A 14,144-nucleotide genomic window follows, 5' to 3' on the forward strand; every position below is an offset into this window, starting at 1 on the left:
TTTCTATAACATTTTTGATATCTGCGGATTGCTCTGCAGCTTCAATGCTCCCACAATACTGATATCAGTCAAATTATAAATCACAGTTTTTAACAGTTCTTGGGAATGGAATTACGTCGCGGATGTTGCCCATGCCGGTAAGGTACATTACGCAACGTTCAAATCCAAGACCAAATCCTGAATGGCGTGTGGAACCATATTTACGAAGATCAAGATAGAAGTCATAATCCTCTTTCTTAAGTCCCAGCTCGTCCATACGTTTCTCAAGTTTCTCAATGTCATCCTCTCTCTGGCTTCCACCGATGATCTCACCGATTCCAGGCACCAGACAGTCCATAGCTGCAACAGTCTTGTTATCCTCATTCATCTTCATGTAGAAAGCTTTGATCTCTTTCGGATAATCTGTTACAAATACAGGTTTCTTAAAGATTTCTTCTGTAAGATAACGTTCATGCTCTGTCTGCAGATCGCATCCCCAGAATACTTTGTAGTCAAATTTATCGTTGTTCTTCTCCAGAAGCTCTACTGCTTCTGTGTAAGTAACATGACCAAACTCAGAATTGATCACATGGTTCAGTCTGTCCAGAAGTCCCTTATCAACAAAAGAATTGAAGAAATTCATCTCTTCCGGTGCATTCTCCAGTACATAACGGATCACATATTTCAGCATTGCCTCTGCAAGATCCATGTTGTCATTTAAATCTGCAAATGCGCATTCCGGCTCGATCATCCAGAACTCTGCCGCATGGCGGGTTGTGTTGGAATTCTCAGCGCGGAAGGTTGGTCCGAAAGTATAAACATTGCGGAATGCCTGTGCAAAAGTCTCGCAGTTTAACTGTCCGCTTACTGTCAGATTAGTTTCTTTTCCAAAGAAATCCTGAGAGTAATCTACAGCACCCTTGTCATCTGTCGGAACGTTGTTCATATCCAGAGTAGTTACCTGGAACATCTCACCTGCACCTTCACAGTCGCTTCCTGTGATCAGCGGAGTATGCACATAAACAAATCCCTGCTCCTGGAAGAAACGGTGAATCGCATAGGCACACAGAGAACGTACACGAAATACTGCCTGGAATGTGTTTGTTCTCGGACGGAGATGTGTGATGGTTCTTAAGTATTCAAGACTGTGGCGTTTCTTCTGAAGCGGATAATCAGGTGCAGAATTACCCTCTACTGTAACTTCTGCTGCCTGGATCTCAAATGGCTGTTTTGCCTGTGGAGTTGCTACCAGTGTACCTTTGACAATGATCGCTGCACCTACGTTTAATTTGCTGATCTCAGCAAAGTTCTCCATTGTATCGTGATAAACTACCTGAAGAGTCTCAAAGAAGCTTCCGTCGTGAAGCACGATAAATCCAAATGTCTTGGAGTCACGTACGCTTCGTACCCATCCACCTACTGTAACCTCTTTATCCAGGTATTTTTCTCTCTCTTTGTAAATCTCTTTTACTGTTGTTAACTTCATATCTATGTTTCCTCTTTCTCCTCATCGTTCTGGTCTTACACAAAAAGACGAAACGCTGTTTCAGATAACAGCCGTCTCGCCTTTTAGTATAGACTATTCCCTGTTTTCACGCAAGGAGTAATCTGGTATTTAACTATGTTTTTTCTTTTGTCAGGTGTAGCAAAATCATGCTCTCTGCCATTTGGTCAGGCAGGCACTCTCAATGAATCCATACATTTTGCAAAAATACGCTTATATGTCCTTGTAGTATAGTGAAGCCCGTCATCTACCGTACCGGTTCCGTAATGATCACTGGCAAAGCTGTATCCTGTTGATTTCAGATAAGAATACATATCAATATAAGTATAAGCAGAAGACAGATTTGCTTTCATATACTGATTGAATGATCTGACTGCCGCCTCACTTCTGTCCGCTCTTCCCGCATTGGGAAGCATCAGACGATTCACCGGATTTACAGACATGAAGTACAGTTCACATCCTTTGCTTTTAAGCTGTGGTGCAATCCAGTTATAATACTCCGCATAATCTGCAGATTTTGACAAGTCGTTTACTCCAAAATTAAAGATCACTGCGGTTTTCTTTGAAAGAATACTGTTGGAATCGTGCTGTACTATGGAATAAAGCTGAGCCCATCCTGTAGTGGTAAACCAGTCCAGTCCCTTTCCTGCCGAGCAGACAAACTTCACATTTTTAGTCGCAGATTCTCCCATTCCTGTCAGAACATTTTCCATAAATTCCGTACGGGAATCACCTACAAAAATCACCTGTTTATATTTATAGATATCTACCTGCGGAAGCTGATCCTCTGTAAGGTCTGTTTCCGTTGTTCTGTTAAATACCACTGCATAGAGATCCACATTTCCATTTACCGTGATTTTTTCTTCTGCCTCATACTGCGGAGAAACACTCTGCATTGGTTTTGTGGACCACCCCATAAAAGTATAACCTTCCGCATCCCTTACGCCCGGAAGAGAATAAGAACTTCCTTTTGCCAGAGTCGTTTTCTGCCAGGTGCTGCCGTCACATCTGTGAAAAGTCAGCTGTACTGCCTTCTTCTGTACCGCATAAAGAGTGATATTTTTGTTGACTGTACATTTCGCCTTTGCTGTTGCTTTCTCAGAATTTTTCTTACTTGACCATCCCTGGTTAACATAACCGGTTCTTGCCGGTACTTTTGCAAAGGTAACAACCGTTCCCTCTTCTACTGTCTGAGTAAGTTTTTGATAAGCCGCATTAGTGCTTCCATTTCCCAGATAGTAGCTGACCGTATAATAATTACTCTTTCTGCGCACTGCATAGAACTGAGTTGCCTTTGTAATCTTTACTGTATCACCGGCTGAATATTCCGGTTCTGTTTCTCCCTTTTCAGTTGTCCAGCCCAGATTTGTATAGCCCTTTACTTTCGGCACATCAGGCAGTGTCACTTTCTGATTTTTTGACGCATACATGGTGAGCGAAGTATAAATTTTGCTGGTACTTGTTCCATTATTGTTATTGAAAGTAACTGTGTAAGGCAATTTCTTATATACAGCATAGAGAGTCAGTGTTTTTGATATAGTCACATTCTGGCCTGCTTTATAGTCAGCTTTGGAGGCTTTTTTACTCTTTGACCATCCCAAAGACTGATATCCTGTCTTGACAGGCACCTGCGGCATTGTAACTGTAAGTCCTTTTCCGACTTTCTGATTCAGTCTGGTAAATTTACTGTTGCTTGCCCCCGTATTGGTCTTAAAATTCACCTGAAGTGCTGTACGGCGCACAATGTAAAAATCTGTGTCGCCGGTCACTGTAAATTCTGAATTCAGTTCATATTTTACAGCAGAACTTCCCTTTGTATCTGTCCATCCATAATTAATGTATTTAGATGATGGCATATCCGGAAGTATGACGTTTTTTGTCTCATATGCCTGCAGAATCCCATTGGAAAACACACTGGTTCCTGAATTATTATAAAGGGAAACCGTACATTTCTTTGGCATATAGAAGTTCAGGATGCCTTTTTCGAGAAACAGATTCCAGCTCTCGCCTTTCTTCAGAGTAAGAATATCTCCACCCTTCAGAGTGATCGCATCTCCAAGTTTTTCATTTTTTTCCAGTTTCCACATATCTGGTGCACCTGTATCCGGTACATTGGGAAGGATCAAAGATTCACCCCAGGACATCACTGTTCGCAGCTGTTCGCATTCATTTCCTTCTCCGTCTATAAACCGGAGCATTACCTCTTTCTCCGGATTAATCGTCGGCGTGGGAGATGGTGATGGTGTGACTGAAGGAGTCGGTGTTGAAGACGGCATCGGTGTGACCGAAGGAGTCGGTGTTTCTGTCAGTGCAGGTGTACCCTCCGGTGTCGAAGTCACTGTTGGTGTTGGTGACAGTTCCGATGCCATTACTTTCTCCGAATCAGAAGCTGCCGGCAAAGTATTTTCTGTATCAGTTATGCACGAATCTTCTTCCCCTGAACTGAAAATCTCTTCAAAACTGTCCGGAGTGCCGAACTCTGCTGCCTGTACGGGAACTGTTGCAGTGATCAGTGCCACAGTCAGAAACACACTTGCCAGACGCTTTCCTCTTTTGTGTCTTTTTCTGTACATATTTACCTCCATTTTGCAAAAACGTCCCAACATAAAATATGCGGGACGTTCTCTATGCATTCCCAATCATTCAAAAACATCTTCAGACTGCCCGGCTTTTGATCAGAACCGCCACAACCTGCTCATATGTAAATAATACCAGATTTGTCATCCTGCTATGTAAACACTGTTTTCTTATGGTTGAAAATATTCCTTATAATTTATTGATAAACCTCATAAATGCTTCTCTGCCTTCAGCAGTGCATTTATATACGCCGGCATCCTCAAGTACATGAACGAATACATTACCGACTTCTTTTCTGAGAACATCCTGAATGTTGTCTTTATCAAGGTTGTCATATTTCGGAAGGAATTCTGCAACCCACGCTGCATGTTTCTCAATCTTCTCATTGGAAGAAATGTCTTTTCCCTCCAGAATATATTCTGCCAGAAGTTCCAGTTCTTCTTTTAATCTTGCCGGAAGTACGGCAAGTCCCATTACTTCGATCAGACCAATATTCTCTTTCTTGATATGGTGATACTCTGCATGCGGATGGTATACACCAAGAGGATGCTCATCAGTAGTAATGTTATTTCTAAGTGTGAGATCCAGTTCAAACATATCTCCGGATCTACGGGCGATCGGTGTGATCGTATTGTGCGGTTCTCCATCAGTTTCAGCAAAGATAAACGCACTTTCGTCTGTATAACCTCTCCACGCTTCCAGAACATGTGTAGCAAGCTCTATCAGTCTCTTCTCATCCTTATGACGGATCCTTAAAACTGAAAGAGGCCATTTAACAATACCTGCTTCTACATCCTCATATCCCGGAATAGTCACATGTTTCTCGATCGGTGCTTTTGCCATTGCGAAAGTATAATGTCCGCCCTGGAAATGATCGTGACTTAAAATAGAACCGCCTACGATAGGCAGGTCTGCATTGGATCCCAGGAAGTAATGCGGGAAAAGTTTTACAAAATCAAAAAGTTTGATAAATGTATTCTTCTCAATCTTCATCGGAACATGCTGACTGTTAAAGACGATGCAATGCTCATTGTAATACACATATGGGGAATACTGAAATCCCCAGGGACTGTCATTTACAGTGATAGGAATGATTCTGTGATTCTCTCTGGCAGGATGATTAACTCTTCCTGCATATCCTTCGTTCTCCGGGCAAAGAAGACATTTCGGATAACTGCTGGATTTTACAAGCTTGGCAGCAGCGATTGCCTTCGGATCTTTTTCCGGTTTGGAAAGATTGATGGTGATATCGATTTTACCATATTCACTGTCTACTGTCCATTTCTGATCTTTCTTTACACGATAACGACGAATATAATCGCTGTCCTGACTGAGTTTATAGAAGTAATCGGTTGCTTCCTGTGGATCTTTCTCATATCTGCTCCAGAACTCATTCTGTACCTGCGCCGGACGTGGCATCAGACAGTTCATAAGTCTGGTATCAAAAAGATCTCTGTACACAACACTGTCTTCTATGAGATTTCTCTTCACAGCCTCATCCAGAAGTGCATTTAATACCTCTTCAAGATCGATATCCCTGTACTCTTCCTCAGGTTCCACATATTCGTCTTCTTTAAAGACATCCAGAAGAAGATTTATTGTATAATTCTTCTCGCAGGCCGGTGTAAGCCCTGTTTCTACTCCGTACTGTACTAATTTTTTAATGTTCTCATATAACATCTGTACGTTCCTCCGTTTCGCTGTTACTGTTTCACTCTTACAGTAACGTGTTTAAACAATAAATTTCTCTGCCACTGTTTGTCCTTTTTAGAATACTCAAATATCAGTGAAATGTAAAGAAGCATTTTTACAATTTTTTGGATGAATAACCGGCAGGTTGCTGTCGCGTTACTGTTCGCTCCGTTCTCAGCTGCCTGCCGGTTATGCTTTTCATCAGTAATTTACTGTTTCTATATAGGTGATAAACACATTTCCGGCTTTCTGGAAAAGATCCGTACTGTCATTCATTCCATACGGATAGGTCTCTTTTTTAACCGGATCATACAGCCAGGTATTATATTCATCATATCCTACGATCACCACGCTTGTATCTGCTCCCGTTTTGGCAATTACCGGACGCTGTGCACTTATCTCGTACAGCACACTGTCCAGACTGCAGCCGGAAAGATCGATCACAGTTCCGGTCTTTTTGAGGCTCTTTTTCAGGGTTTTAATATCATAGGTTCCCTGAAGCACAATCTCCGGAATCCCTTCTGTATCTATCTGCATTTTTGTCTTTTTATTTCCACGTTCCCATACATACTGCTGTGTACGGTTCAGCACTACACCTCCCAGCGTATCTGCACGCAATACAGCCTTCGCCGGATCTGTATAGATACCGTCCAGTCCGCCCTGTCCGTAAACATAATATGCTGTTTCCTGAGGAATCTGAGTGTCCAGAACAATGTCTTTCCGGTCGGAACTGCTTACCTTTGCATACATAGTCAGCGGAGAATCTGTCTGTTTGGTTGTGTTAAATACCAGTTTCACACGAACACCTGTCCTGGATGCAGAAATAAGTTCGATTTTTACTGTATTTGCCGCTGCCTTTTTATTATTCATGATCGTATCTTTCTTCTGGGCAACATAAGAGGTTTCTCCGGATTTTGCAGAAAGTTCAAACTCGATCAGAGTATTTCCTACTGAAATATCAGTGATATAAAGTCCGTCTTTCCGGTATTCTTTTTTTACATTTCCTTCAAAATCTTCAATACGCAGAATGCGGATCCCAACAGATTTATGTCCCTCCTCATCTGTAAGAATATCTTCTTTATTCAGCATTCCATAAATCAGATCTTCATTCATAAATCCAACTGTACGAAGTCTCTGGCCTTTCTGCGGTGCGATCAGTCGGGTTTTACAGGTATCAAAATCAATTTCCTTGATATTTCCCTTTTCATCCCCCTCTGAAACCAGCCAGGCTGCATGGTCATTATTATCGGAAGATACAAAATTCGCATTTTTTATTCCTTTTTCAAGAATTTCACTGGAGTTCTCTTCGATATTGATCCTGTAAAGATTCTTCGCCAGAATCAGAAACAGCTCATTCTTTTCATTGACATAGGACAGTTTTTCAAGATCTTTTTTAAGAAATTCAAATGATTCCGAAACAGGGATAAAGGCTCTTTCTTCTGCCACGTTTTTATCACGATTGTAATGGTAAACTGCAATTCCTTCATATCCTTCATGGCTTCCTCTGTTCATATATCCATAAAGTACGAAATCAATATCTCCTTCATCAGTTACTCTGACGATCTTGATGTCATGCTGAGTTCTGGAATCGCGGAAATCTCCGTCCTTCAATTTTCTGAAACTGAAAACCTGATTTACCTTTTCATTGCCCGGTGAATAGGACCACAAATCTCCCTCCTGCACAAAAGCTATCACAGTAGCAGCATCATTCATCATATATTCTACATTCTTATCGCGCACTCCAAGGATAATCCCATCATCCTCATAAACAGGCAGTGTACCATCAAAGACCTGATTTGCAGAACGCTGGAAATCCAGCAGATAAATCCTGGTATCCTGATATTTCATTCTGTAAAATTCTTTTACGTCATATAATTCCGTTTCCTCATCATCATTCTGCGAAGTCAGCTGATATTCCAGCACAACGCTGGCAGTTGTCTCATTGATCTCTTTGATTACAGGAATTCCCTCCTGACACAGCTGCGGAGCAAGATTCCCCCAACTGATCTCACTCAGGGAAGAATTAATATTAATTCCCGAGTAATTCGTTGCTGCTCCTGTTGTCTGTGGTTCCAGATAACTTCCCAGTGCATCTGCTGACTCTTTGTTAAGACACGCTTCATAAAAATATTTTACAAAAGCTGCATAATCTGATGCATGTACCTGTGACCTGGAAACAACTCTCGTATAATAATATGCTGTACCCTCATCCAGTTCCAGGGCAATCTGCATGGAATATTCCTGATTCATACGCAGATCACTGCCAATCTCCACGTCTACGGACAAATACTGATCTTCTTTTACAAGATTCTTAATCTTCTTATTTTCAAGGACTTTACTTCCATCAGATGTACGGATCTCATAAGAAAAACTCTTTACTTCCGAATCATAGGGATTCACTTTAAATGTCAGTTTTTTTGATGTATCCAGAGGAGTCACACTGTCTCTGCTAAAATCCGCCTGCATAGGCTGCGCATATCCATACATCCGGTTTATCAGCGTATCATTCATATCCACCATGACTTCCGGAAACACTGCGTCATTAAAATCAGAACGGTTATCTGTGGATTCACTGTTAAGAAGCAATGCAGTACCTGCTGTACCAAGCAGAAATACCAGAAGAAGAATACCTGCTTTTTTCAGTATCCTTTTCATCGCACACTCCCTTCCTGTTCTTTTTCATTCAGAAGCCTGTCCAGTGTAGGATGGATATTCAGGGCTGCAAGCATTTTCTCCACCTTACCCTGGTCTGATCTTTTCCCTGTTCTGACTGCTCTGATCAGGAGATTCTTAGGTGTATGTTCCATATCAATAAACTCCAGGATCTGGGTATCATAACCTTTGCTCTCCAGAAGATCTGCACGCACAGCATCTGTGATCAGCGCAGACATCCTTTCTTTCAGGATTCCATAGCGCAGAACCGGCTCCAGCATTTCATTTTTGATCTGTTTATTAACTTCATGCTGACAGCAGGGTACGGAAAGAATGACTTCAGCTCCCCATTCCACTGCCTTGGCAAGTGCATAATCGGTAGCTGTGTCACAGGCATGAAGCGTTACCACCATATCCACACAGGATACACCTTCATAATCTGCAATATCACCATGATAGAAATGCAGCTTCTCATATCCGTATCTGAGTGCCAGAGAATTACATTTCTCAATTACATCTGTTTTCAGGTCAAGACCTATGATATTTACATCATATCCTTTTAGTTCTCTTAAATAATAATACATGGCAAAGGTAAGATAACTCTTTCCACAGCCAAAATCCAGAATCGTTATTTCTCTGTCTCTGGAAAGTCTGGGAAGTATATCTTCAATAAATTCAAGGAAACGATTGATCTGTCTGAATTTGTCATATCTGGCATGGATAATCTTTCCCTGTTCATTCATAACTCCCAGATCGATCAAAAACGGAACCGGAACACCTTCTTTAAGAATATATTGTTTCACCCGGTTATGTGCCTGGATCTGAACTTTTTCTTTCTGTTCATGGTGTTTCTGTTTAATAGTCATTTTCCCCTTTTTACTGACAAGAACAACCCCGTCTGTTACTGCACCCTGTGCCTGAAACTGTCTGAAATTCTCTGCAAGTTCTTTTTCCACATATTCAATCAGTTCCGTACGCCCGTAGTTTTTATGCAGAACTTTCTGTCCTTCTGTGGCAGATGCCTGATAACAGATCTGTCCTTTCAGCCGGATCGGACGAATCTTTATTTTTGATATGCCATCTTTATTTCTGCCGGCACTCAGAACAGCCTGTATCAGATTTTCATTTATCTGTTCTTCTAAATATTCTCTTAAATTTTTCATTGCTCTTTCTGTCTGTTAATGTTATATAATCTGTTGTAACTGTCCGGTGTACCAGCAAACCGATTTCCCGAGCAATTACAATCTGTTTTAAAAGTATCTCCTGCAGCGATATCTGCGGCATCTTCTTCTGGATATTTCCTGGCAAAGCATTACCTGTATCAGTTCATCCAGAAAATCCTCCCTGATAGCCTGAGTGCTTATTTCCAGTTCCATACTCTCCCTGATCTTGCAGCCTAAATGATAAATCATATATTTATCCGGATATTCATCATAAAGGCGGCTTCCCTCATAATCCATGAGATCACATTCCTCTTCTATTTTCTCCTGAATATGCTGTACAGTCCCCGGATAATAGGATTTCATCAGGTTAAATTCTTTATCCTGCATCCGTTCTCCTTCATACAGAAGAGGATTTGCATATGTGGTATAAAACGGAAAATATTCTTTCAGATACATCGTACGATCCTGCATTCTTTTCGATTGTCTATTTCAGTATATGCAAAGTTCTGCAGACTGTGCCGAAATACAGTTCACGTGCCGCTTTATTTCATCTGCTTCTTGCAGACTACAATTCCTGGATCATTCTTACAGTTAATTTGACACTGTGTTCAATTGCCGCCATCTCAAACTCAGCGTAATCCATGTGAGCACTTCCGTCTGCCTTATCAGAGATTGCTCTTACTACAAGGAATGGAATATGGTTCAGATAAGCAGCCTGACCGATAGCAGCACCTTCCATCTCTACTGCAAATCCGCCAAATTCTGAAATGATGGCATCTTTAACGCTCTTATCTGAGATAAACTGATCTCCGGAACAGATTCTTCCTTCAAATACACTGATCTCAGGATTTACTTCTTTACATACTTTTGCAGCCAGTTTACGAAGTTTTTCATCAGCAGGGAAGGAAAATTCATCCATCTGCGGAATCTGACCTTTCTTATATCCGAAGCCGATCGCATCCATATCATGATGCAAAACATCTGTGGAAAGAACAATATCCCCAATATTTACATCATTATTCAGACTTCCTGCAATTCCTGTATTGATCACCGCTTCCACACCAAATACATCTGCAAGGATCTGTGTGCACATACCTGCGTTTACTTTTCCGATTCCTGAGCGTACAACAACTACTTTCTTTCCTTCCAGAGTTCCCTCATAGAAATCCATACGGGCTCTGGATGTAATTGTGACATCCTGCATTTTTTCCTTGATTTTTGCAACTTCCTGTTCCATTGCTCCGATAATTCCGATACATTTCATTATTAAAACACCTCTTCTTTGTATATTGTAATTTTTCATTTTCATGGTATCAGGTTCAGATGTGTAAACAGTGACAAATGTTCCTGACATTTCTTTATTATAGCAAAACTTTATTTATATGGAAACTTTTTTTATCCTCTGTTATAATACAATTGCTATTTTATGTTACTGTTCACATATCACTATTCCGCGAGGTGTTTTGGCATGAATATGCCAAAATCCCGAGACATACAAGCCGAAATTCCATTGCCGCAGGCAATCTGGAATGAATTTTGGCTACGTTACTGAGAACGGAGTGAACAGTCACGTAGTGGCATATGAACAGCAGCATTTATATTTACATTTTTTCACACAGGAGGAAACATATCATGACGTATAAAACAAAAGGTGTCTGCGCCAGCCATATTGAATTTGAAGTAGATGACAATAAGAAAGTCCACAATGTCCGTTTCATCGGCGGATGCAGCGGAAATACCCAAGGTGTAGCCAGTCTTGTAGAGGGAATGGATGCAGAGGAAGTGATCAGCAGATTAAAAGGAATCAAATGCGGATTTAAGAATACCTCATGTCCGGATCAGCTTTCCACTGCACTGGAGGAAGTTCTGAACAAATAAATAACTGTGGAAATACTGAACAGTTACGCAGGTGACCATATAAAATATCCCACGAAAACTATAGCAAGCCTCTTAAATAATGTAAATTGAATCAATATATTATTTACAAAGATTGCTATAGATAAAGTTTCGTGGGATATTTTTTTAATTTACATATCTGTCCTGTCCCATTTATCACACAGGGACTGAACATCTCTTGAAAATCTTTCCAGATCTTTATTCGGCGTTCCTTCATTTTTCCTGATAACCGTAATAAGCCTGTAACCAAGTGCCAGAAGTTTCTCGAAGGCTCTGGCTGCTCTTGTTGCCTTCGGTGATGCAGATGCTTTCTGGATCTTCACACCCTTTGCCTCATACAGACATACATTATCTGCCAGATCATAAACCGTACCGCTGAACGGAGCCATTGTATCATACCCCAGTTCATCTGTCAGACGTTTTGCAAAAATCTCTGTAACTGTATCATCTCCATGAGTAACAAAGACTTTCTGCGGTTTCTCCTCAAATGCCTTCGCCCAGTCTAAAAGGCCATTCACATCCGCATGACCGCTGATTCCCGGCATCTGGCAGATATGCGCTGCCACATGAACAGGTTCACCAAACAGTTTCACATCTGCAGCCCCCTCGATCAGTGCTCTTCCAAGAGTACCGACCGCCTGATATCCTACAAAAAGAATCGTATTCTTCTCATTCCACAGATTATGTTTCAGATGGTGCTTGATACGGCCTGCATCACACATACCACTGGCTGAAATGATTACCTTGGGCTCCTCATCATAATTGATCGACTTCGAATCATCACTGGTGACGGAAATCTTCAATCCAGGGAAACTGATTGGATTAATTCCCTTTTTGATCAGTTCCATCGCTTCTTCATCAAAACAGTCATACTGATGCTCCGAGAAAATCGTGGTAGCTTCATTTGCAAGAGGACTGTCCACATATACTTTAAATCCGTCATGTCCATACACCAGTCCGTCTGCCTTGATCTGTCTGATAAAGTACAGCATTTCCTGCGTACGTCCCACTGCAAAAGAAGGAATCACAAGATTTCCTCCTCTGTCAAAGGTTTCCTGGATGATTTCTGACAACAGTTTCACATAATCAGGCTTTTCTCCATGACTGCGGTCACCGTAAGTGGATTCCATAACTATATAATCTGCATGGTGCAGATACTCAGGATCCTTGATCAAGGGCTGGCAGGTATTTCCAATATCTCCGGAGAATACAATCTTTTTCTCTGTATCCTCCTCCCTGATCGTCAGCTCAATACTTGCAGAGCCCAGCAAATGGCCTGCATCAATAAACCGGGCTGAGATTCCCTCTGCAGGAGTGATCATCTTATTGTATGGGCATCCCACAAAGTTTCTGATCACTCCCATGGCATCTTCCATTGTATAAGCCGGAACAAATTCCGGTTTGCCCTGTCGTCTGCCTTTACGGTTTCTCCATTCTGCTTCAAACATCTGAATGTGCGCACTGTCTCTGAGCATAATATCGCATAAATGGCTGGTGGCATCTGTGGCATATACCGGTCCTCTGAACCCCTTTGCATAAATAGCCGGAAGATTACCTGAGTGATCTATATGTGCATGTGTCAGAAGAACAAATTCTATCTCTCCCAAAGCCACTGGTATTTCTGCATTTTCATAATAATCCGGTCCCTGCTCCATTCCGCAGTCTACAAGAAACTTGTGACCTGCTGCCTCCAGATAATAACAGGATCCCGTAACCTCATGAGTTGCCCCGATAAATGTAATCTTCATATAAAAACCTCCCTTCAGATTTTGATGTACTCTCGGAATCTTTTTGATATCCCCAATTGTTTTGCTGCATTTTGCCTGTTTAACCCGGCAACTTTTTACTGCTTTTATGATCCTTCTATATTGTATTAATTATACACTACAATGAAACAAATTAACAATATCTTTTCTGAAAACAAAAAGCAGAAACAGTTTTTTTTCGACTGTTCCTGCCTTTCTTTGCATCTGCCACGTAAGAATTTTAAAAATTTGCCGATATTTTAATGATTCTCTGTCGGTCAGTGCATAAATATATAACGTTTTGTTCCGAGCCTTTGATCCGCACACTTATCCGAAGAATAAAATGCCGGATTTCTGCTTCGCAAACTTTCATTACATATACTATGCGAATCAAATCGGCAAATATCACACAAAAAAATAAAATTTTTTTATTTTTTTTCAAAAACGGATGTTTTCTGATATGTCTGCGTATTTTTATCCGGATATCGACAGTCAGCTATAGCAGTCATTCCCACCAGCGCAGTCAACATAACTACTGCCACTGCGGCAGCTGCAGATTTCAGGATTCTGTGAGTCCTGTTCCAGTCATACTCAAGAATTTCAAGTTTTTCCTTTGCTGCCCCGGTGCTTCCTGTCTTTTCAGCCCTGACTGCTTCATTGAAATCCCCTGTTTCTCTCAGTCGGGTGATCAGCCGATCATACCCCGCCCGGATCTTCTCCTCGGATTCTTCCGGAAATTCATCCCATGAGGTTTTACCTGCTGCGTTCAGCAATGCGGATTCAAGTATTTTGGTTTCAGTATCATACTGCTCTTGAAGTATTTTGTCTATCTGCTGATTTTTTGTCTGTATATCTGTTTTGTTCTTCATAATATTTAACTTTCCTTGACAATTTCTCCCCCTGGGTTCATATTAAATAGTAACGTATAGCAATTCC

The 14,144-nt window shown here is 41.2% G+C and carries 10 protein-coding genes; 1 reads left to right on the forward strand and 9 read right to left on the reverse strand.

Annotated features, from left to right (window positions below; genetic code table 11):
• Positions 1-73: 73 nt before the first annotated feature.
• The 7 genes from asnS to ACESZG_RS14340 all read right to left on the reverse strand — a co-directional run bounded on the left by asnS (position 74) and on the right by ACESZG_RS14340 (position 10,831).
• Positions 74-1,465, reverse strand: coding sequence for an asparagine--tRNA ligase (asnS, locus tag ACESZG_RS14310; RefSeq protein ID WP_008706954.1), 1,392 nt, complete (start codon positions 1,463-1,465; stop codon positions 74-76).
• 185 nt (positions 1,466-1,650) lie between these two features.
• Positions 1,651-4,056: an InlB B-repeat-containing protein gene (locus ACESZG_RS14315; protein ID WP_008706956.1), complete on the reverse strand. Its 2,406-nt coding sequence runs from the start codon at positions 4,054-4,056 to the stop codon at positions 1,651-1,653.
• A 193-nt stretch (positions 4,057-4,249) separates the two neighbouring features.
• The gene (galT, locus tag ACESZG_RS14320) at positions 4,250-5,740 is read right to left on the reverse strand and encodes a UDP-glucose--hexose-1-phosphate uridylyltransferase (protein WP_008706957.1); all 1,491 of its coding nucleotides are present in this window, start codon (positions 5,738-5,740) and stop codon (positions 4,250-4,252) included.
• Positions 5,741-5,953: 213 nt separating this feature from the next.
• Positions 5,954-8,407, reverse strand: coding sequence for a hypothetical protein (locus tag ACESZG_RS14325; protein WP_173704527.1), 2,454 nt, complete (start codon positions 8,405-8,407; stop codon positions 5,954-5,956).
• Positions 8,404-9,567, reverse strand: coding sequence for an SAM-dependent methyltransferase (locus tag ACESZG_RS14330; protein ID WP_008706963.1), 1,164 nt, complete (start codon positions 9,565-9,567; stop codon positions 8,404-8,406). The genes ACESZG_RS14325 and ACESZG_RS14330 overlap by 4 nt, the downstream gene beginning before the upstream one ends.
• 87 nt (positions 9,568-9,654) lie before the next feature.
• Positions 9,655-10,023, reverse strand: a complete 369-nt coding sequence (locus tag ACESZG_RS14335; RefSeq protein WP_008706964.1) for a hypothetical protein — start codon at positions 10,021-10,023, stop codon at positions 9,655-9,657.
• A 109-nt stretch (positions 10,024-10,132) separates the two neighbouring features.
• Positions 10,133-10,831: a 5'-methylthioadenosine/adenosylhomocysteine nucleosidase gene (locus ACESZG_RS14340; RefSeq protein ID WP_008706966.1), complete on the reverse strand. Its 699-nt coding sequence runs from the start codon at positions 10,829-10,831 to the stop codon at positions 10,133-10,135.
• A gap of 368 nt (positions 10,832-11,199) precedes the next feature.
• On the opposite strand from ACESZG_RS14340, the gene ACESZG_RS14345 reads away from it, so the two are divergent.
• A complete protein-coding gene (locus ACESZG_RS14345; RefSeq protein ID WP_008706968.1) occupies positions 11,200-11,445 on the forward strand; it encodes a TIGR03905 family TSCPD domain-containing protein in 246 nt (81 codons plus the stop codon).
• 149 nt (positions 11,446-11,594) lie between these two features.
• Here the strand turns inward: ACESZG_RS14345 and ACESZG_RS14350 are convergent, their stop codons facing one another.
• Both ACESZG_RS14350 and ACESZG_RS14355 read right to left on the reverse strand, forming a co-directional pair.
• Positions 11,595-13,211, reverse strand: a complete 1,617-nt coding sequence (locus tag ACESZG_RS14350) for an MBL fold metallo-hydrolase RNA specificity domain-containing protein (protein ID WP_008706970.1) — start codon at positions 13,209-13,211, stop codon at positions 11,595-11,597.
• Between the two features lie 425 nt (positions 13,212-13,636).
• On the reverse strand, positions 13,637-14,077 hold the full coding sequence (locus ACESZG_RS14355; RefSeq protein ID WP_008706971.1) for a hypothetical protein: 441 nt from the start codon (positions 14,075-14,077) through the stop codon (positions 13,637-13,639).
• Positions 14,078-14,144 lie beyond the last annotated feature (67 nt).

Origin of the sequence: Blautia sp. Marseille-P2398, assembly GCF_964240315.1 — a bacterium.
In the GTDB taxonomy this organism is placed as follows: domain Bacteria; phylum Bacillota; class Clostridia; order Lachnospirales; family Lachnospiraceae; genus Blautia_A; species Blautia_A wexlerae.

What these genes read in the sequence shown, in the direction of transcription:
- ACESZG_RS14340 (WP_008706966.1), bottom strand. Translation starts at nt 10,831, where the DNA reads ATGAAATGTATCGGAATTATCGGAGCAATGGAACAGGAAGTTGCAAAA.
- galT (WP_008706957.1), bottom strand. Translation starts at nt 5,740, where the DNA reads ATGTTATATGAGAACATTAAAAAATTAGTACAGTACGGAGTAGAAACA.
- ACESZG_RS14345 (WP_008706968.1), top strand. Translation starts at nt 11,200, where the DNA reads ATGACGTATAAAACAAAAGGTGTCTGCGCCAGCCATATTGAATTTGAA.
- asnS (WP_008706954.1), bottom strand. Translation starts at nt 1,465, where the DNA reads ATGAAGTTAACAACAGTAAAAGAGATTTACAAAGAGAGAGAAAAATAC.
- ACESZG_RS14355 (WP_008706971.1), bottom strand. Translation starts at nt 14,077, where the DNA reads ATGAAGAACAAAACAGATATACAGACAAAAAATCAGCAGATAGACAAA.
- ACESZG_RS14350 (WP_008706970.1), bottom strand. Translation starts at nt 13,211, where the DNA reads ATGAAGATTACATTTATCGGGGCAACTCATGAGGTTACGGGATCCTGT.
- ACESZG_RS14315 (WP_008706956.1), bottom strand. Translation starts at nt 4,056, where the DNA reads ATGTACAGAAAAAGACACAAAAGAGGAAAGCGTCTGGCAAGTGTGTTT.
- ACESZG_RS14330 (WP_008706963.1), bottom strand. Translation starts at nt 9,567, where the DNA reads ATGAAAAATTTAAGAGAATATTTAGAAGAACAGATAAATGAAAATCTG.
- ACESZG_RS14325 (WP_173704527.1), bottom strand. Translation starts at nt 8,407, where the DNA reads ATGAAAAGGATACTGAAAAAAGCAGGTATTCTTCTTCTGGTATTTCTG.
- ACESZG_RS14335 (WP_008706964.1), bottom strand. Translation starts at nt 10,023, where the DNA reads ATGTATCTGAAAGAATATTTTCCGTTTTATACCACATATGCAAATCCT.